We start from the raw sequence: 17,602 nt of genomic DNA on the forward strand, positions 1-17,602 counted from the left end.
CCGGGACGTCGGCCCGGCCGATGTCCCGCCCACCGGACCACGCTCCCGTTCGCGCCACCACCCTCGCGCCCCCGTGCCGGGCGCCGGCCGCCGATCGTGGCCGGGCGTCCACCCGCGGTGCCCGCTGCCACGGTGAGCGGCCGCCCGGGGCCGCGTGCGAAGATGGCAGGGCTGGTGGGAACGATCTCCGGACGTCATCTGGGACGGTTCTCTGGCCATGGTGGACGACTACGCGCAGCGCGCGGGGCAGCCTCGGCGTGACGCCCTGCTGATGGTGCCGATCGCGACGGCGCTGATCGACGCCGACGGGCGGATCCTGCACTGGAGCAGTGACGCGGAGGCACTCCTCGGACACTCCGCGCGGGAGGCGGTCGGGGCCCGGGCGGCGACGCTGCTGAGTTCGGACGAGCGCCGGCCCGAGGTGCTCCGGCTGTTCCGGCAGATCCTGGCGGGCCGGTCCTGGTCCGGGGTGTTCCCGGTGCGGCACCGGGACGGGCACCTGGTGGACCTGGAGTTCCGCACCCATCCGATCCGCGGGCCCGGCGGCGCCCCGATGGTGCTGGCGGTCGCCTCCGAGGTGACCACGCTGCACCGGCTCCAGGCGGACCTGGCCCTCCTCGACGGGTTCTTCACCCAGTCCCCGGTCGGCATGGCGGTCTTCGACACCGACCTGCGCTTCGTCCGGCTGAACGAGGCGCTCGCGGACGCGAACGGCCTGCACGGCGATGAGCCGCTGGGCCGACGGCTCACCGAGGTGCTGCCCAGGATCAACGCCGCCGAGTCCGAGGAGGTGATGCGCCGGGTCCTGGAGGGCGGCGAGCCGGTGGTGGACGACCTCGCGCACGGCCGCACCCCGGGCGACCCGAACCACGACCACGCCTGGTCCGCGTCCTACTTCCGATTGAAGGACCGCGGCGGCCGGGTGCTCGGGGTGTGCGCCACGGTCATCGACATCACCGAACGGTTCCACGCCGACGCCAGAGCGGTGCGCGCCCAGGAACGCCTCGCCCTGCTGGTCGACGCGACCGCCTCGATCGGCACCACGCTGGACCTGCGGCAGACCGCCCGGGAGCTGACCGACGCGATGGTGCCCAGGGTCGCCGACATCAGCGCGGTGTTCGGCCTGGAGGAGCTGGAGGCCGGCCGGAGCGTCGAGCCGCCCGCCCCGGACGCCCCGCTGCTGGTGCGCCGCCTGGCGATCTCCACCGCCGACGCGCTCTACCCGGCCGAGGCCCTGCCGGTGGACGCCGTGTACGAGCTGCCGCCGGACTCCCCGTACTCCCGGGCACTGACCAGCGGGCGGACGGTGGTCGTGCCGTCCTGGGAGCTGCCGATGCTGACCGAGGGCCTCAACGAGAGCCGCCGCCTGGCCTACCTCGGCGACCGCCCGCGCTCGGTGCGGATCACCCCGCTGGTGGCCCGCGGCACGACGCTCGGCATGGTCGTGTACTCGCGGCGCGGCTCGCGGGAGTCCTTCGCGGAGGCGGACATCACGCTCGGCGACGAACTGTCCTCGCGCGCGGCCGTCGCGATCGACAACGCCCGGCTGTACCTGCGCCAGCACCAGACCGTGCTGGCCAGGCAGCAGGCGCTGCGCGAGGCGAAGGCCGCGCAGGAGCGGCTGGCGCTGGTCAACGTGGCCTCCACCCGGATCGGCACCACGCTCGATCTCGCCCAGACCGCCCAGGAGTTGGCCGAGGTGGCGGCGCCCCGGCTGGCCGACACGGTGGTGGTGGAGGTACTGGAGGAGCTGGTCCGCGGCGAGCGCGAGGCGACCGCCCCGGCGGACGGTTCGGCGCTGCTGCGGCGGATGGCGTTCCACTCGGTGCGCGGCTCGACGCTGGCGCCGATCGCCCGCACCGGCAACCTGCACCGCTTCCTGCCCGGTTCGCCGTACGCGTGGTGCCTGGCGCACCGCAGGCCGGTGCTGGTGCCGCGGATGGATCAGGAGGGCATGGCCTGGTTCGCCGACGACCCGGTGCGCACGGCCGCCGCACTGGAGCAGAACGTACGGTCGTTCATGGTGGTCCCGCTGATCGCGCGCGGCACCCCGGTCGGCGTGGCGGGCTTCTACCGCACCGTGGCCAATCGCCCGTACGTGGACGACGACGTGGCGCTGGCCGGGGAGTTGGCGGTGCGGGCGGCCGTCTCGATCGACAACGCGCTGCTGTTCACCCGCGAGCGCGACGCGGCGGCCGCCCGGCAGCGGGCGCTGGACGAGGCCTGGGCGGCCCAGCAGCGGCTGTCGCTGCTGAACGAGGCCAGCAACCGGATCGGCACCACGCTCGACCTGTACCGCACCGCCCGGGAGCTGGTGGAGGTGGTGATCCCGCGCTTCGCCGACTTCGTCACCGTGGACCTGCGCGACGCGGTGCTCAGCGGCGAGGAGCCGGGGCCGGTCCCGGCGGAGGGCGCGGTGCTGATGCGGGCGGTGGCGGTCGGCGACTCGGACTCGGAGGGCGGCATGCACGAGGCCTCCGACCAGGTGGGCGAGACCTCGCAGTCGGCCGGCCTGTACGCGCAGAGCCTGCGCACCCGGCGCTCGATCCTGGTCGCCGAGGTGACCGAGGAGGAGCTGCGCCGGATCGTCGCCTCGCCCGACCGGGTGCAGCCGAGCCTGGACGCCGGGGTGCACTCGTACCTGATGGTGCCCCTGGTGGCGCGCGGACAGGTGCTGGGCGGCGCGGAGTTCGTCCGCACCCGCAATCCGGTGCCGTTCGGCCCCGCGGACCGCTCGCTGGCCGAGGAACTGGCCGCCCGCACCGCGCTGGCGATCGACAACGGCCGGCTCTACCGCCGCGAACGGGACACCGCGCTCACCCTCCAGCGCAGCCTGCTGCCGCAGGAGGTGCACCGCACGCTCGGGCTGGACCTCGCCTACCGCTACCTGCCCAGCAGCGTGGTCAGCGAGGTCGGCGGCGACTGGTTCGACGTGGTGCCGCTCTCCGCCGGGCGGGTCGCGCTGATCGTCGGCGACGTGATGGGCCACGGCATCAGGGCCGCCGCGACCATGGGCCAACTCCGCACGGCGGCACGGACGCTGATCACCCTCGACCTGGACCCGGCACGGGTGCTGTACCGGCTGGACGAGGCCACCGCGGCAATCGGCGAAGGCCAGTTCGCGACCTGCGTCTGCGTGGTGTACGACCCGGTGGAGCGCCGCTGCACCGCGGCCTGCGCCGGCCACCTGCCGCCCGTGGTCGCCGACACCGAGGGGCGGGCGCACCTGGTCGAGCTGCCCACCGGCACCCCGCTCGGGGTCGGCGGAGTCGCCTTCGAGAGCGCCGAGTTCACCCTCCCGGAGGAGGGCATCCTGACCCTCTACACGGACGGGCTGGTCGAGCGCAGGGGCCAGGACCTGGACGAGGGGCTTCAGTTGCTCTGCCGCACCGTCGCCGACCGGCGCGGCTCGCTGGAGCAGACCTGCGACGCCGTCCTGAGCCGGCTCACCGAGAGCACCGGCGAGGACGACATCGCCGTCATCATGGCGCAGGTCCGCCCGCGGGGCGCGGACCGGATCGCCATCCTGCCGCTCACCGGCGACCACGCGATGGTCGCCCACTCCCGCCGCTTCACCCGCGAGACGCTGATCGCCTGGGGCCTCGACGCGCTCGCCGACTGGGCCGAGCTGCTCACCAGCGAACTGATCACCAACGCCCTGGTGCACGCCGGGTCGCCCACCCAACTGCGGCTCTACTGCAACCGGGTACTCACCGTCGAGGTCGCCGACCGGGACACCGAAGTGCCCCGGATCCGCCGCGCCCACAGCGAGGACGAGGGCGGCCGCGGCATCCACCTGGTCAACGAGCTCGCGCACCGCTGGGGCAGCCGCCGGACCAAGGACGGCAAGGTGGTCTGGTTCGAACTGGAGCTGCCCCCGGGAGCCTCACCGACCGCCTGACCAACGGACGGCGGCCGGGCCGGCCCACCGCGGCCGTCGGCCGGATCGGCGCACAGCCGGTTGGCGGCAGCGGAGTTCGGGCCGGCCCGCAGCGACCCGCTCCCCCGCGGGCCGGTCCGTGCCCGACGGCCACCGGGGCTGACCCGGTCAGCCCGTCGGCAGCGGGTCGATGCCGCCGGGCTCGAGGGCGGCCAGGTCCTCGGCCCGGTGGCGCCCGGAGGGCCCGCGGTCGCGGAGCAGGCCGAGCAGGACCGGCGCCACCTGCTCGGGCAGCGGCTCGCCGGAGATGTCCTCGCCGGCGCCGGCCTCCTGGAGCATCCGGGTGCGCATGCTGCCCGGGTCCACCGCCCAGATCCGCAACTCCGGCTCCTCCCTGGCGAGTACGCCGCTCGCGAGGTCCAGCGCGGCCTTGCTGGCGCCGTAGCCTCCCCATCCGGCGTAGGGCACCACGGCGGCGGCGGAGCTGATGTTGAGGACGGCGCCGGCGTGGGCACGGAGCTGGGGCAGGACGAGCTGGGTGAGGGCGATCGGGGCGAGCGCGTTGACCTCGAAGACCTCCAGAAGATCCGGCAGCGGGAAGTCGGCCAGCCGGGGCAGCGGTTCGGAGCCCGGGCCGGGAGCGCCGTTGAGCGTCCCGGCGTTGTTGACCAGCAGGCTCGCACCGCCGAGGCGCTCGGCGGCCGCGGCCAGATGGGCGCGGTGGTCGTCGTCGACGACGGAGCCGGACAGGGCGACGACCGTGGTGACGGTGGCCAGGTCGGCCGCCGCGGCGGCGAGTTCGGCCGCGCCCCGGGCGGTGATCACGAGCTGCCAGCCCTCGGCGGCGAGGGCGTGCGCGAGGGCCAGCCCCAGGCCGCGGGAGGCTCCGGTGACCAGGGCGACGGGGGCGGCGTGCGGTCCGGCGGCGTGCGGCGCCGCGGTGCGGTGGGCTGCGTTCATGCCGCAACGATCGCGTCGCCGGGCCGGGCGGCGGATCGGCCGCCGGTACCGGGACCGGCTCGGACCTTGGTCCTGGATCACCGGAGGCCGGTCCGTCCGGACGTCCTAGGACGCGGTCGCGGCACCGTCGTCCGTCGCGGCACCGGCTCCGGTCGCGGCGCCGTCGGCCCAGCCCTGCGGGTCGGTCCAGGCGGCCAGGGTGCGGCGGCTCTCGAAGCGGCGCTCGCGGCCGGTCAGCGGGTCGGTGAACTCGACCGTCGAGGCCAGCAGTTGCAGCGGGCGGCGGAAGTCGTCGGGGGCCGGTTCGGGCAGCACCACCGGGTAGACCGGGTCGCCGAGGATCGGCAGCCCGAGCCCGCACATGTGCAGCCGCAGCTGGTGGGTGCGCCCGCTCAGCGGCCGCAGCCGGTAGCGGGCGAGGCCGTCGCGGAGCTCCAGCAGGTCGACCGTGCTCTCGCTGTTCGGCGGTGCGTCGGTCTCCCGCGCGGCGATCACCCCGCGCTCCTTGACGATGTGGCTGCGCACGGTGCGCGGCAGGCTCAGCTCCGGGTCGTACCCGGCGATCGCCTGGTACTCCTTGCGCACCAGGCGGTCGCGGAACAGCGTCTGGTAGGCGCCGCGCTCCTCGGGGCGGACGACGAACATGGCCAGGCCGGCGGTGAGCCGGTCCAGGCGGTGCGCGGGGCTGAGCGCGGGCAGGCCGAGGGTGTGCCGCAGCCGGGACAGCGCCGTCTCGGTGACGTGCCGGCCGCGCGGGGTGGTGGCCAGGAAGTGCGGCTTGTCGACCACCACCAGGTGCTCGTCGTGGTGCAGCACGACCAGCTCGAAGGGGACGCGCACCTCCTCGGGGAGGTCCCGGTAGAACCACAGGTGCGCGCTGGGGCGAAACGGTTCCGCCGGGGCGATCGGGCCGTGCTCGCCGACGATCTCGCCGTCCCGCAGCGCCGCGTCGATCCGCGCGGCCGGGACGGCGGGCAGCCGGTCCACCAGGTGGTCGCGCACCGTCGGCCAGGGGCCCTCGGGCGGCAGCTTCAGGTGCGCCGGGTCCACGCCGTGGCGCTGCGGGAGGGGGGAGGCCGGGCGGCGGCTCTTGCGTCTCATCTCCCGGCCCAGGGTAGTGCGCGCCGGCGTACGACCCGCGCCGAGGTGCCGACCCGGGGCCGGGCGGGGACAGTGGGTCGGAGGCCCTCGTTCCGCCGGGGGCCTTCGACCGTCCGCCGGGGCCCCCGGCGGACCGGCTTCCGGCCCGCCGACCCACCAGCCCCACCAACCCCACCGACCCGCAGCACCGACCCGCCGAGCTGCCGAGCCGACCCGCCCGGACCACGCTGCCGGCCCCCTGGAGGACGCGTGACCGCCGACGGCCCGGACGGGGTGCCGCCGCTGCACCTGCCGAGGCGGACCCGGCTGCTGCTCTACGGCGCGCTCCTGCTATTGGTCGCCGCCGTGGTGGCCGCCCTGGCCATCGGTCCGGGGACCACCCTGGCCCCGCTGCTCGCGGTGGCCCCGGTGCTGGCCGGGGCCACCACCCGGCGGGCCCGGGTGCCGCTGCTGGTCGGCGCGGCGGCACTGCTCTCCGTCGGGCTCCTCGAGTCGGCCAACCCGCAGCTGCCGCTCTCGGTCCGGATCAGCGTGCCGGTCACCGTCCTGGCCTCGACCCTGGCCAGCGCCGCCAGCGTCGTCCTGGTCGCTGCCCGCGAGCGGGAGCTGTTCCAGGTCAGGACGGTCGCCGAGGCCGCGCAGCGGGCCCTGCTGCGCCCGCCGCCGGAGCGGATCGGGCCGCTGCGGCTGGCGGTGCGGTACGTGGCGGCAGCCGCCGAGGCCAGGATCGGCGGGGACCTGTACGCCGTGGTGGAGACCCGGTTCGGGGTGCGCATCCTGCTGGGGGACGTCCAGGGGCACGGGCTCCCCGCGGTGGAGACGGCGGCGGACGTCCTCGGGGTGTTCCGGGAGGCCGCCCGGACCGAGCCCGACCCCGGGCGGCTCGCCGAGCGGCTGGACGCGGCACTCGCCGCCCGGCAGTCCGAGGAGGGGCGGTTCGCCACCGCGCTGCTGCTCGACGTGGCGCCGGACCGGGGGCCGGTGCGGCTGGTGAACTGCGGCCACCCGCCCCCGCTGCTGCGCCGGGCCGGCCGGGTGAGCGAACTGGAGCCCCCGTTCCCGGCGCCGCCGCTGGGGCTGCTCGGGCTCACCAACGACACATACCCGGCCCGGCGGTTCGACCCGGAGCCGGGCGACCTGCTGCTCCTGCACACCGACGGCGTGTCGGAGGCCAGGGATCCCGGGGGCGGGTTCTACCCGATCGTGGAACGGCTGCCCGGCCTGCACGGCGGCACCCCGGCGGACCTGCTGGACGCCGTACTGACGGACGTCCGCGGCTGGGTCGGGGACGCCGGGCCGGCCGACGACGCGGCGGTGCTTGCGATCCGCTGGGAGCCCTGACCGGGCCCCGGCGACGGCCCGGACGGACAGTGTCAGTGGTGTGTGCAAGGCTCGGTTCGCGGTCGGCGGGGAGTCCGCCGCCGGACGGCCGACGATCGACGAGGGGACAGCGCCATGGGGAGCAGGGCAAGCGGGTCGTTCGAGCTGACGGCGTTCGAGCCGGTGGAGACGGAGGAACGGGAGGGCGCGGCCTTCGGCCGGGTCCGGATCGCCAAGGTCTTCTCGGGCGGGCTGAGCGGGACGGGCGAGGTGCGGATGCTCTCCGTCTCGGGCCCCTCCGGCAGTCCGGCCTCCTACGTCGCGGTGGAGCACGTGACGGGTGAACTGGACGGTCGCAAGGGCTCGTTCGTGTTCCAGCACACGGCCTGGGACACCACCGGCACGACGATACGCGTGGTGCCGGGCACGGGCGCGGGCGAGCTGGCCGGGATCACCGGGGAGCTCCACCTGACCGTCGACGAGTCCGGCGCCCACACCTACGTCCTGGAGTACGAGCTGGGCTGACGGCCCATCGGCCGGCGCGTCCGGTCACCTCCACGTCCGGTCACCTCCACACCCTCGACCAGCGCGCCGCGGCCGCCGAGCGCTCGGCGACGCTGCCACGATGATGCGATCAGTACACGATCGGCATCGGAGGGTGGCGCATGCCCGACACAGCGGTGGATCGTACGGCGGCAGTGATCGCGCACGCGGAGACCCGCGCGAGGACGGTCCCTGCCACGGTCGGGCAGGTGGTCGGCCGGCTGCGGGAGATCGGGGCGGGGCTGCCCCCGGCCGACGGGGTGGCGGTCTTCAACCGGCTCTACCTCACCGTGACGGAGGCGGTCCGCGACCGGCTGGGCCGCCGGTACTTCGCCGACCCTCCGGCGGTGGCCGAGCTGGACGTGGTGTTCGCCGGACGGTACCTGCGGGCGGTGGCCGCGGACGCGGCCGGGCAGCGGCCACCGGTCTGCTGGCGGCCGCTGTTCGCGCTGCGCGCCCACCCGGGGGTGCACCCGCTCCAGTTCGCGCTGGCCGGGATGAACGCCCACATCCAGCACGACCTGCCGCTCGCCGTCGTGGCCACCTGCCGGCGCCGGCACTGCGAGCCGGCCGACATCGAGGAGGACTACCACCGGATCAACGGGGTGCTGGCCGAGGTGGAGACGGCCGTCCGGGAGCAGCTGATGCCCGGGCCCGACCTGCTGGAGCGCGCCGAGCCGCTCACCCACCTGCTCGGCGCCTGGTCCGTCGGGGCCGCCCGCGAGGGTGCCTGGGGCGCCGTCGAGGCGCTGTGGGAGCTACGGCACCTCCCGGGCGCCGCCCGGGCCTTCACCACCGCGCTGGACGGCTCGGTCGGGCTGCTCGGCCGCGCCCTGCTGCTCCCGCTCGGCTCCCCGCTCCCGCCCGGGCCGGACGACCGGCACGGCGACCGGCATGACAACCGGCTCGGCGACCGGCATGACACCAGCGGGTACGACGGACGGCGCGACGACGGTCGGCCCGACCGGCCGGCCGCCCGGCTCCCCGAAGCGAGGGACCGGACGGCCGACCGGACCGACGGCGCCGCGGCAGCGACAGCGGGCGATCAGGCCCAGCTGGAGTGCAGCGGCTTGCCCTCGGCGTAGCCGGCCGCGCTCTGGATGCCCACGATCGCCTTCTCGTGGAACTCCTCCAGGCTGCCCGCACCCGCGTAGGTGCAGGAGCTGCGGACACCCGCGATGATCGAGTCGACCAGGTCCTCGACGCCCGGGCGGGCCGGGTCGAGGAACATCCGGGAGTGCGAGATGCCCTCCTCGAACAGCGCCTTGCGGGCCCGGTCGTACGAGGAGTCCTGGGCGGTGCGGTTGCTGACCGCGCGGGCCGAGGCCATGCCGAAGCTCTCCTTGTACTGGCGGCCGTCGGCCGCGGTCCTGAGGTCGCCCGGGGACTCGTAGGTCCCGGCGAACCAGGAGCCGATCATCACGTTGGAGGCGCCGGCGGCCAGCGCCATCGCGACGTCGCGCGGGTGGCGCACGCCGCCGTCGGCCCAGACGTGCTTGCCGAGCCGGCGCGCCTCGGCGGCGCACTCCAGGACGGCGGAGAACTGCGGCCGGCCGACGCCGGTCATCATCCGGGTGGTGCACATGGCGCCCGGGCCGACCCCGACCTTGAGGATGTCGGCACCGGCCTCGACCAGGTCGCGGACACCGACGGCGGAGACCACGTTGCCGGCCACGATCGGGACCCGCGGGTCCAGCCCGCGCACCGCGCGCAGCGCCTTGATCATGGACTCCTGGTGGCCGTGCGCGGTGTCCACCACCAGCACGTCGGCGCCGGCCTCGATCAGCGCCCCGGCCTTGCCCGCCACGTCGCCGTTGATGCCGACGGTGGCGGCGATCCGCAGCTTGCCGGCCGCGTCCACGGCCGGGGTGTACAGGGTGGCGCGCAGCGCGCCCTTGCGGGTGAGGATGCCGACCAGCCGGCCGTCGCCGTCCACCACCGGGGCGAGCTTGCGGTGCGCCTCGGTGAGCTTCTCGAAGGCGGCCCGCGGGTCGACGTCCTCGTCCAGCACCAGCAGCTCGCGGGACATGATGTCGGCCAGGCTGGTGAAGCGGTCCACGCCCTGGCAGTCGGACTCGGTGACCACGCCGACCGGCCTGCCGTCCTCGACCACCACGAGGGCGCCGTGCGCGCGCTTGGGCAGCAGCGAGAGCGCCTCGGCCACGGTGGCGCCGGGGGCGAGCGTGATCGGGGTGTCGAAGACCAGGTGGCGCTGCTTGACCCAGGAGACGACCTCGGCGATGACCTCGGTGGGGATGTCCTGCGGGATGGCGACCAGGCCGCCGCGGCGGGCGATGGTCTCGGCCATCCGGCGGCCGGCGATGGCGGTCATGTTGGCCACGACCAGCGGGATGGTGGTGCCGGTGCCGTCGTTCGAGGAGAGGTCGACGCCCTGCCGGGAGCCCACGGCGGAACGGCTGGGGACCATGAAGACGTCGTCGTACGTCAGATCGTACGAAGGCTTGAGGTCGTTCAGGAAGCGCATGAAGGAAGGGCTCTCTGGCTGGGGGGATACACCTCGGGTGCGGTTGCGGCGAAGCCGCCGGGGCGCACTCGGGCGCCCGGCACCCAGCGTTCGATTCTCCGTGAGGTCGGGGGGCAAAAGCCAGTTCGAGGGGCATTGCTGGGGCTGTGCACAAACGGCGATCAATGCTCCGCGCGTAGACATGGAGGATCATCCAAAGACCCCCTCCGACGTCCGGCTTTCGCCTCGGTCCGGACCGCTCCCGTAGCATTCACGCGGTAACGGGCACGGCTTCACGCGGTAACGGGCGTGGCGAACGGGAAAGCGGCAGCAGGCGTGAGCATCGGGCAGACGAACATCCAGCAGGGCCAGGGCGAGGACACCGAGGAGGAGATCGACTACGGTCCCGGCCTCGACCCCGAGCGGCTGAAGCTCTGCCTGGAGGTGATCGCCGAGCTCGACGAGCTGCACGTCGACCACCCGGACGCGATCACCGTCCGCCAGGCCGTCGGCGGCATATTCCGGACCCTCAAGCAGCGCCGCCGCCAGGAGACCCGGGCCCGCAAGACCGCCAACGACCGCGAGGTCACCGCCCGCACCGCCACCGGTGCGCCCAGCCGGATCGACGACGAGACGGCCGGGGCCTTCGGCCTGACCACCGTCACCACCACCGAGATCGCCGGCGTCCTGGAGCGTCCGCGCTCCTGCTACACCTGCAAGCAGCGGTACGTCGAGGTCGACGCGTTCTACCACAACCTCTGCCAGAACTGCGCCGTCAAGAACCGCACCCACCGGGACGCCCGCGCCGACCTCACCGGCAAGCGCGCGCTGCTCACCGGCGGCCGGGCCAAGATCGGGATGTACATCGCGCTGATGCTGCTGCGCGACGGCGCCCACACCACCATCACCACCCGCTTCCCCAACGACGCGATCCGCCGCTTCACCGCGATGCCGGACAGCGCCCAGTGGATCCACCGCCTCAAGATCGTCGGCATCGACCTGCGCGACCCGGCCCAGGTGATGGCGCTGGCCGACGAGGTCGCCGCCGACGGCCCGCTGGACATCCTGATCAACAACGCCGCGCAGACCGTGCGCCGCCCGCCGGAGTCCTACCGCGAGCTGGTCAACGCCGAGTCCGCGCCGCTGCCGGCCGGCGAGCTGCCGCAGTCCACCACCATCGGCCGCTTCGGCAGCGGCAGCGTCGACCTGCCCGCCCTCCCCCACCAGTCGGGCGGCGACGAGCAGCGGATCACCGCAGAGGACGTCACCTCGCTCGCCCTGGTCACCGGCTCCGCCACGCCCGCCCGGATCGCGGCCGGCACCGCGATCGACGCCGGCGGCCTGGTGCCCGACCTCGCGGACACCAACAGCTGGGTGCAGACCGTCAGCGAGGTCGGCCCGATGGAGCTGCTGGAGGTCCAGCTCTGCAACTCCACCGCGCCGTTCATCCTGATCAGCCGGCTGCGCCCGGCGATGGCCGCCTCCGCGTCCCGCCGCAAGTACGTGGTCAACGTCTCCGCGATGGAGGGCGTGTTCTCGCGCGGCTACAAGGGCGCCGGCCACCCGCACACCAACATGGCCAAGGCCGCGCTCAACATGCTCACCCGCACCAGCGCGCAGGAGATGTTCCAGTCCGACGGCATCCTGATGACCGCCGTCGACACCGGCTGGATCACCGACGAGCGCCCGCACCCGGACAAGATGCGGCTCGCCGACGAGGGCTTCCACGCCCCGCTCGACCTGGTCGACGGCGCGGCCCGGGTGTACGACCCGATCGTGCGCGGCGAGGCGGGCGAGGACCTGTACGGCTGCTTCCTCAAGGACTACGAGCGTTCCAACTGGTAACGGGCTGAAGGAGACGGCGAGTTGAGCACAGCACCGACCGCACCGCTGCTCGGCGCGGGGATCATCGTGCCCACCGGCGACGGCCGGGTCCTGGTCGGCCGCCGGATCACCGCCGGCGAGCCGCCCACCTGGAGCCTGCCCGGCGGCAAGGTCGACCTCGGCGAGTCCTTCGAGCGGACCGCGGCCCGCGAACTCGCCGAGGAGACCGGCATCGTGCTGCCCGCCGAGCTGATGCGGGTGCTCGCCGTCCACCTCGACCACGAACTCGGCCGGCCCCGGCTGACCGCCGCCGTGCTGGCCCCGCCGAGCCTGGCCGAGGCCCTGGTCACCGAGCCGCACGCCTGCGCCGGCTGGGAGCGCTTCCCGGTGGACGCGCTGCCGGAGCCGATGTTCTACCCGTCCGCGCTGGTGCTCGGCAGCTGGCTGCCGGGGCTGGACGTGCTGCGGACGGACGGGACGCACGGCTACCCCGTCGCCCGCTGACGGCGGACGACGGGGCCGGCTCCCGACGGGTGCTCAGCCGTCGCGGGCCGCCTCCGGCCCGGTGATCCGCCTCAGCAGCGGCAGCATCGAGGCGATGATCCCGGGCGAGGCGGCCGGCCCGGAGGCCGGCCCCGCGCAGGGCGGGGGTCTCACCGAAGGCGAGGGCGTCGTGGTCGCGCCTGAGGGACCTCGGCCCCGCGCGGCACAGGCGGGGGGTGGCCCCACGACCACCCCCCGCCCCGTACCTCGGCCCGGCACCCCCACGGTCGAACCGGGCCACGGCCGCGCCCAGGCACGGGGGCGCCGCCGGTTCCCAGCCTGCCCCGCCGGGCGGTGGCTGCCGAGGGCCGAACGTCCCGGCCGCGGGGCCGAGCGGCCCTGGCGGTCCTCCGACCGCGCACGACTCTTGTGCGCGAGGGGCCGCCGGGTGGACATTGGGGGCGGAACCGCCCTGCGCCCCCGCACCCCTGAGGAGTCCTCACCGTGTCCAGCACACCCCGCCCGGCCCGGCCCGCGTCGCTCCCGCGGCGCACCGGCCGAAGGCTGCGGCGGGCCCTCGGTGCCCGGCACGAACCGCTCGCCCGCCCGGTCGACCGCGCCCGGGCCAGGGCCTGGCTGTCCGCCGTGCTCGGCGCGGTGCTCGCCGTCGCCCTCGCCGCGGGCGGCGCCCTGCTCCTCTACCGCTCCACCGCGCCCCAGGCCGCCACCGACCGGGTGCGGCTGCACCAGGTGGACGCGGTGGTCCGCAGCGCCCCGGACAGCGCAGCCCTCGCGACCAGCCGCTTCGCCGGCGGCTACAGCACCCGGATCGACGTCGACGCCGCCTGGACCACCCCCGACGGCACCCCGCACCTGGGCACCGTCCAGGCCCCGCGTTCCACCGTCACCGGCAGTCACATCCCCATCTGGGTCGACCCGGACGGTGACGTCTCCGCTCCCCCGGCCGACCGGGCCGCCCTCGCCGTCTCCGCCGCCTGCACCGGCGCCGGCGCCCTCTTCACCGCGCTCGCCCTGCTCGCCCTCGCTCTGCGCCTGCGCCTGCACGCCCTCGACCGCCGCGCCCAAGCCGCCTGGACGGCCGACTGGGCCCGCCTCGAACCCCTCTGGAGCGGCCGCGCCGGCCACCGCCACGAGGACTGAGCGAGCCCGGGACGCCGGAATCCGACGGGCACCACAGCACAACCACGGCGGGGCGCCGCCTCCCGGCCCCGTCAGCGCGGCCGGGTCCAGGCCGGGGCGGGCACGGCGGATCCGGCGGCGCGGTGGGTGAGGGCGGCGACGGCGAGGAGCAGTGCGAGGGTCAGGGCGAGGGCGACGGGGACGTCGGCGTGGAGGACGAGGAGGGCGCCGACGAGGGCGCCGACGAACATCCAGACCGCGGAGGCGAGGCGACGGGGGCCGGTGCGGTCGGCGGCGAGGGCGGTGATGGTCATGGTGAGCACGGTGGTGGTGAGATCGGGCACCTTCAGCGCCCGGACCACCGCGTTCTGACCTCCCATCGCGAAGCCGAGCAGCCCGATCAGGCCGTAGCGGGCCGGGTCGGAGACGTGGCCGGCCACGGCCGCCAGCACGGTGGCCGCCGCGACCAGGGCCGACTGGACGGCGACCGCGGCGGTCAGCAGGTGCCCTCGGTGGCCGGGCAGACGGCGGGCCAGGTGGCCGCCCGCCAGGGCGCCGAGCAGGAAGGCGGCGAGGGCGGCCAGTGAGGCGGTGGCGGAGAGGTTGGCCGCGCCGGCCAGGGCGAAGCCGAGGAACACCACGTTGCCGGTCATGTTGGCGACGAAGACGTGGCCGAGTTCGAGGTAGCTGACCGCGTCCACCACTCCGGTGACCACGGTCAGTACCAGCAGCATCGGCACCAGCGGCCCGTGCTCGGGATCGGGGGTGGACATCGGCCCTCCAGGCGGCTCGCAGGACGGTTCGGGCAGGGGTTCGGACGTGGTCTCAGGTGGCGTTCGGGTGGAGTCCGGGCGGGCTTCGGGCGACGGTATCCCGCCGCTCCGCGCCGTCAGGCGAGCGCCGGGTTGCCGCCCTCGTCCTCCGACTCGTCCTCCAGGTGCCAGTGCAGGTCGCGCACGCCCGGCTCCAACGACAGTCTGGCGACGACCTGTTCGAGCGCTGGGGCGACCTGCCCGGTGATCGCGACGGTGGCCCGCAGGCTGGTGGCGTCGCCCTGGTCGGTGCGGCGGGCGCGCAGACCGGTCGGGGCGAGCCCGGAGGCGGCGAGGGCCTGGAGCAGCAGGGCCCGGATGTGGCTCTCGGCCTTGCGGTCGCACTCCAGGTGGACGGTGGCGCGGCTGGTGGAGTCCGGGTCGCTGCCGGACTGCGGGGCCCGGTCGAGCAGCCGGCCGGCCGGGCGCAGCACCAGGTGGACGACGAGCACGGCGAGCGTGCCGAGGACGGCGAACTCCAGCTTGCCGGAGGCGGCCAGCACCCCGACCGCGGCCGAACACCACAGCGTGGCCGCGGTGTTGAGGCCGCGCACCCCGGCGCCGTCGCGCAGGATGACGCCACCGCCGAGGAACCCGATGCCGGAGACGACGTACGAGGCGACCCGGGTGGGGCTGGCCGCGTCGCCGACGGCCTCGCTGTACAGCACGAACAGGGTGGCGCCCGCCGCGACCAGGGCGTTGGTGCGCAGGCCGGCCATCCGGGCCCGCCACTGGCGCTCGACGCCGATCAGCGCGCCGCAGGCCACGCCGGTGGCGAGCCGGACCAGGAAGTCGACGGTGGTCAGGGTGTGCACGACGGCACCTCCTTCACGGGAGGAGGGGTACGGACGGTGACGCGCGGCCGGTGGTCCCACCCGGCCCGGACGACCTCGATGATGGCCACCGCCGTCGCGACCGGCGGGGAGGCGCGCAGGGCGCCGGCCGGCCCGTGTGGCCGCGCGACGACATGACGTGACGCCAGGCGGCCTGGCGGTGCGGGGTCGAGGGTCCGCCCCCGCTCCGCTCCGCGACCCGGCGTGCGCGCGGGGCGCCCACCCGGTTCCGCGAGCCGTCCCGAGCATAGACCGCCCCCGAACGGCCCAGGCCGGGTTGGCGCCCTTTCCTCGACAGCTTTGTAGAAGTTTGACCGAACCGATCACTCCCCCGCCCTCCGGGAACCATCCCGGCTTGCATCACGTCCTCCGGCATATATAGTTCACCGACATATGCAGTTGAGCAGCTCACGAGGGGGAAGTGTGTCCCACGCCGATCCGACCCGGCCCGCGCCCGTCCTGCGCCTGGCCAACGTCACCCGGGTGCACGGACGGGGCGCCGCCGAGGTGCACGCCCTGCGCGGCATCGACCTGGCCGTCCACCCGGGCGAGTTCGTCGCCGTCATGGGCCCGTCCGGCTCCGGGAAGTCCACCCTGCTGACCCTGGCCGGCGGACTGGACCAGCCCAGCGACGGCGAGGTCCTGGTGGAGGGCGTCGCACTCGGCGGCCTCGGCCGCGGCAAGCTCGCCGACCTGCGGCGGCGCTCGATCGGGTACGTCTTCCAGGACTACAACCTGATCCCGGCGCTCACCGCCGCCGAGAACATCTCCCTGCCCCGCGAACTCGACGGCGTCCCGGGCCGCCGGGCCCGCCGGGAGGCGGTGGCCGCACTGGAGGAGCTGGGCATCGGCGAACTCGCCGACCGCTTCCCCGACGACATGTCCGGTGGCCAGCAGCAGCGCGTCGCGATCGCCCGCGCGCTGATCGGCGAGCGCCGGCTGGTGCTCGCCGACGAGCCGACCGGCGCCCTCGACTCGGCCACCGGCGAGGCCGTGCTCGCCGTGCTGCGCGCCCGCTGCGACGCGGGGGCGGCCGCGATGATGGTCACCCACGAGGCGGCGCACGCCAGTTGGGCGGACCGGGTGGTCCACCTGCGGGACGGCGCGGTCGCCTCGGAGAGCCGCGGCCGGCGTTCCTCCGCCTACCCGGCGGGTGCGCAGCCGTCCGGCGTGGTCGGCGAGGTGGCGCAGTGAGGCTCGGAGCCTGGCGGGTCACCCTGCGGATCGCCCGCCGCGACGCACTGCGGGCCAAGGGCCGCAGCGCGCTGATCGCCGCCATGATCGCGCTGCCCGTCCTCGGCGTCACCGGCGCCGACGTGGTCCACCGCAGCGGGCAGCTCACCCCGGCCGAACGGGTGGAGCGGGTGGTGGGCGGCGCGGACGCCCTGGTCACCTCGCTCGATCCGGGCCAACTCGTCGAGCAGGCCCCGATCGCCCAGGACGGCGCCTTCTCCGTCCAGGCCCGCCCGGGCGAGCAGCCGACGGCCGAGCAGCAGAAGGGCGCGAGCACCGACCCGGCCACCCTGATCGGTTCGCTGCTGCCGCCCGGCAGCGTGCTCACCCCGGCCAGGCCGGGCCCCGAGGCCGGCGCGACCTCGCCCGAGGGCCTGGTCCGCACCCTCACCACCGAGGCCGACCTCGGCGACCCGATCTGGCGCGGCCGGCTCGACCTGGTCGAGGGCCGCGCCCCGAGCGCCCCGCACGAAGTGGCCGTCACCCGGGCCTTCCTGGACCGCTCCGGGCTCAGGCCCGGCGCCACCACCACCCTCCAGGGCCTGGAACGCACCACCTACACCATCACCGGTGTCGTGGAGCACCCGAGCGAACTCGGCCGGGTCGAACTCGTCGCCAGGCCGGGCGAGTTGCTCGACCCGCTGGCCGCCGCCCTGGCCGCCGGCGGGCCCGCCGCGGAGAAGGGACCGGCCGGACGGTCCGCCTGGCTGGTCCGGCTGCCGGCCGGGGCCGCCCTCGACTGGGCCGCGGTCCAGCGGTTCAACGCCCACGGCTACACCCTCACCGCACGCTCGGTGGCGCTCGCCCCGCCGCCGGAGCAGGCCGTCCCCTACTACCGCGACTCGTACCGCTACAGCGACCCGACGGCCGCCAACAACACCAAGATGGTCGTCGCCACCGTCACCGGCATGGCACTGCTGGAGATCGCCCTGCTCGCCGGGCCGGCCTTCGCGGTCGGCGCCCGCCGCTCGCGCCGTCAGCTCGCCCTGCTCGGCGCGGCCGGACCGGA

At 75.3% G+C, this 17,602-nt stretch carries 13 protein-coding genes and 1 pseudogene; 9 read left to right on the plus strand and 5 right to left on the minus strand.

Features of this window, described 5'->3' with window-relative positions; translation table 11 throughout:
- Positions 1-217: 217 nt before the first annotated feature.
- Positions 218-3,901, plus strand: coding sequence for a SpoIIE family protein phosphatase (locus BU198_RS11600; protein ID WP_188296768.1), 3,684 nt, complete (start codon positions 218-220; stop codon positions 3,899-3,901).
- Between the two features lie 147 nt (positions 3,902-4,048).
- Here the strand turns inward: BU198_RS11600 and BU198_RS11605 are convergent, their stop codons facing one another.
- Both BU198_RS11605 and BU198_RS11610 read right to left on the minus strand, forming a co-directional pair.
- On the minus strand, positions 4,049-4,840 hold the full coding sequence (locus tag BU198_RS11605; RefSeq protein WP_188296769.1) for an SDR family NAD(P)-dependent oxidoreductase: 792 nt from the start codon (positions 4,838-4,840) through the stop codon (positions 4,049-4,051).
- A gap of 105 nt (positions 4,841-4,945) precedes the next feature.
- Entirely contained in the window at positions 4,946-5,941 is a 996-nt protein-coding gene (locus BU198_RS11610) for a pseudouridine synthase (RefSeq protein ID WP_188296770.1), read from the minus strand.
- Between the two features lie 249 nt (positions 5,942-6,190).
- Here BU198_RS11610 and BU198_RS11615 point away from each other — a divergent pair, with 249 nt between their 5' ends.
- The 3 genes from BU198_RS11615 (at position 6,191) to BU198_RS11625 (ending at position 8,889) form a co-directional block, all read left to right on the plus strand.
- Entirely contained in the window at positions 6,191-7,282 is a 1,092-nt protein-coding gene (locus BU198_RS11615; protein WP_188296771.1) for a PP2C family protein-serine/threonine phosphatase, read from the plus strand.
- 114 nt (positions 7,283-7,396) lie between these two features.
- A complete protein-coding gene (locus BU198_RS11620; RefSeq protein ID WP_188296772.1) occupies positions 7,397-7,786 on the plus strand; it encodes a DUF3224 domain-containing protein in 390 nt (129 codons plus the stop codon).
- Positions 7,787-7,926: 140 nt separating this feature from the next.
- A complete protein-coding gene (locus BU198_RS11625) occupies positions 7,927-8,889 on the plus strand; it encodes a DUF5995 family protein (protein ID WP_317620071.1) in 963 nt (320 codons plus the stop codon).
- Here BU198_RS11625 and BU198_RS11630 read toward each other — a convergent pair.
- Positions 8,850-10,289, minus strand: a complete 1,440-nt coding sequence (locus tag BU198_RS11630; protein ID WP_188296773.1) for a GuaB1 family IMP dehydrogenase-related protein — start codon at positions 10,287-10,289, stop codon at positions 8,850-8,852. The genes BU198_RS11625 and BU198_RS11630 overlap by 40 nt on opposite strands.
- Before the next feature lie 336 nt (positions 10,290-10,625).
- Here BU198_RS11630 and BU198_RS11635 point away from each other — a divergent pair, with 336 nt between their 5' ends.
- The 3 genes from BU198_RS11635 to BU198_RS11645 all read left to right on the plus strand — a co-directional run bounded on the left by BU198_RS11635 (position 10,626) and on the right by BU198_RS11645 (position 13,736).
- Entirely contained in the window at positions 10,626-12,113 is a 1,488-nt protein-coding gene (locus tag BU198_RS11635; protein ID WP_188296779.1) for an SDR family NAD(P)-dependent oxidoreductase, read from the plus strand.
- A gap of 21 nt (positions 12,114-12,134) precedes the next feature.
- On the plus strand, positions 12,135-12,596 hold the full coding sequence (locus BU198_RS11640; RefSeq protein WP_188296774.1) for a nucleotide triphosphate diphosphatase NUDT15: 462 nt from the start codon (positions 12,135-12,137) through the stop codon (positions 12,594-12,596).
- 483 nt (positions 12,597-13,079) lie between these two features.
- A complete protein-coding gene (locus tag BU198_RS11645; protein WP_188296775.1) occupies positions 13,080-13,736 on the plus strand; it encodes a hypothetical protein in 657 nt (218 codons plus the stop codon).
- A 71-nt stretch (positions 13,737-13,807) separates the two neighbouring features.
- Here the strand turns inward: BU198_RS11645 and BU198_RS11650 are convergent, their stop codons facing one another.
- Both BU198_RS11650 and BU198_RS11655 read right to left on the minus strand, forming a co-directional pair.
- The gene (locus tag BU198_RS11650; RefSeq protein WP_188296776.1) at positions 13,808-14,488 is read right to left on the minus strand and encodes a YoaK family protein; all 681 of its coding nucleotides are present in this window, start codon (positions 14,486-14,488) and stop codon (positions 13,808-13,810) included.
- 116 nt (positions 14,489-14,604) lie between these two features.
- Complete coding sequence (locus BU198_RS11655; protein ID WP_188296777.1) at positions 14,605-15,342, minus strand: MgtC/SapB family protein; 738 nt, start codon at positions 15,340-15,342, stop codon at positions 14,605-14,607.
- Positions 15,343-15,753: 411 nt separating this feature from the next.
- On the opposite strand from BU198_RS11655, the gene BU198_RS11660 reads away from it, so the two are divergent.
- Both BU198_RS11660 and BU198_RS11665 read left to right on the plus strand, forming a co-directional pair.
- Positions 15,754-16,554, plus strand: coding sequence for an ABC transporter ATP-binding protein (locus BU198_RS11660; RefSeq protein ID WP_188296778.1), 801 nt, complete (start codon positions 15,754-15,756; stop codon positions 16,552-16,554).
- Positions 16,551-17,602 (plus strand): annotated as a pseudogene (locus tag BU198_RS11665) (ABC transporter permease); the annotation flags it as partial. The gene BU198_RS11660 and the pseudogene BU198_RS11665, both read left to right, overlap by 4 nt.

It is taken from the genome of Streptomyces sp. CBMA156, assembly GCF_014596515.1.
In the GTDB taxonomy this organism is placed as follows: Bacteria; Actinomycetota; Actinomycetes; order Streptomycetales; family Streptomycetaceae; genus Kitasatospora.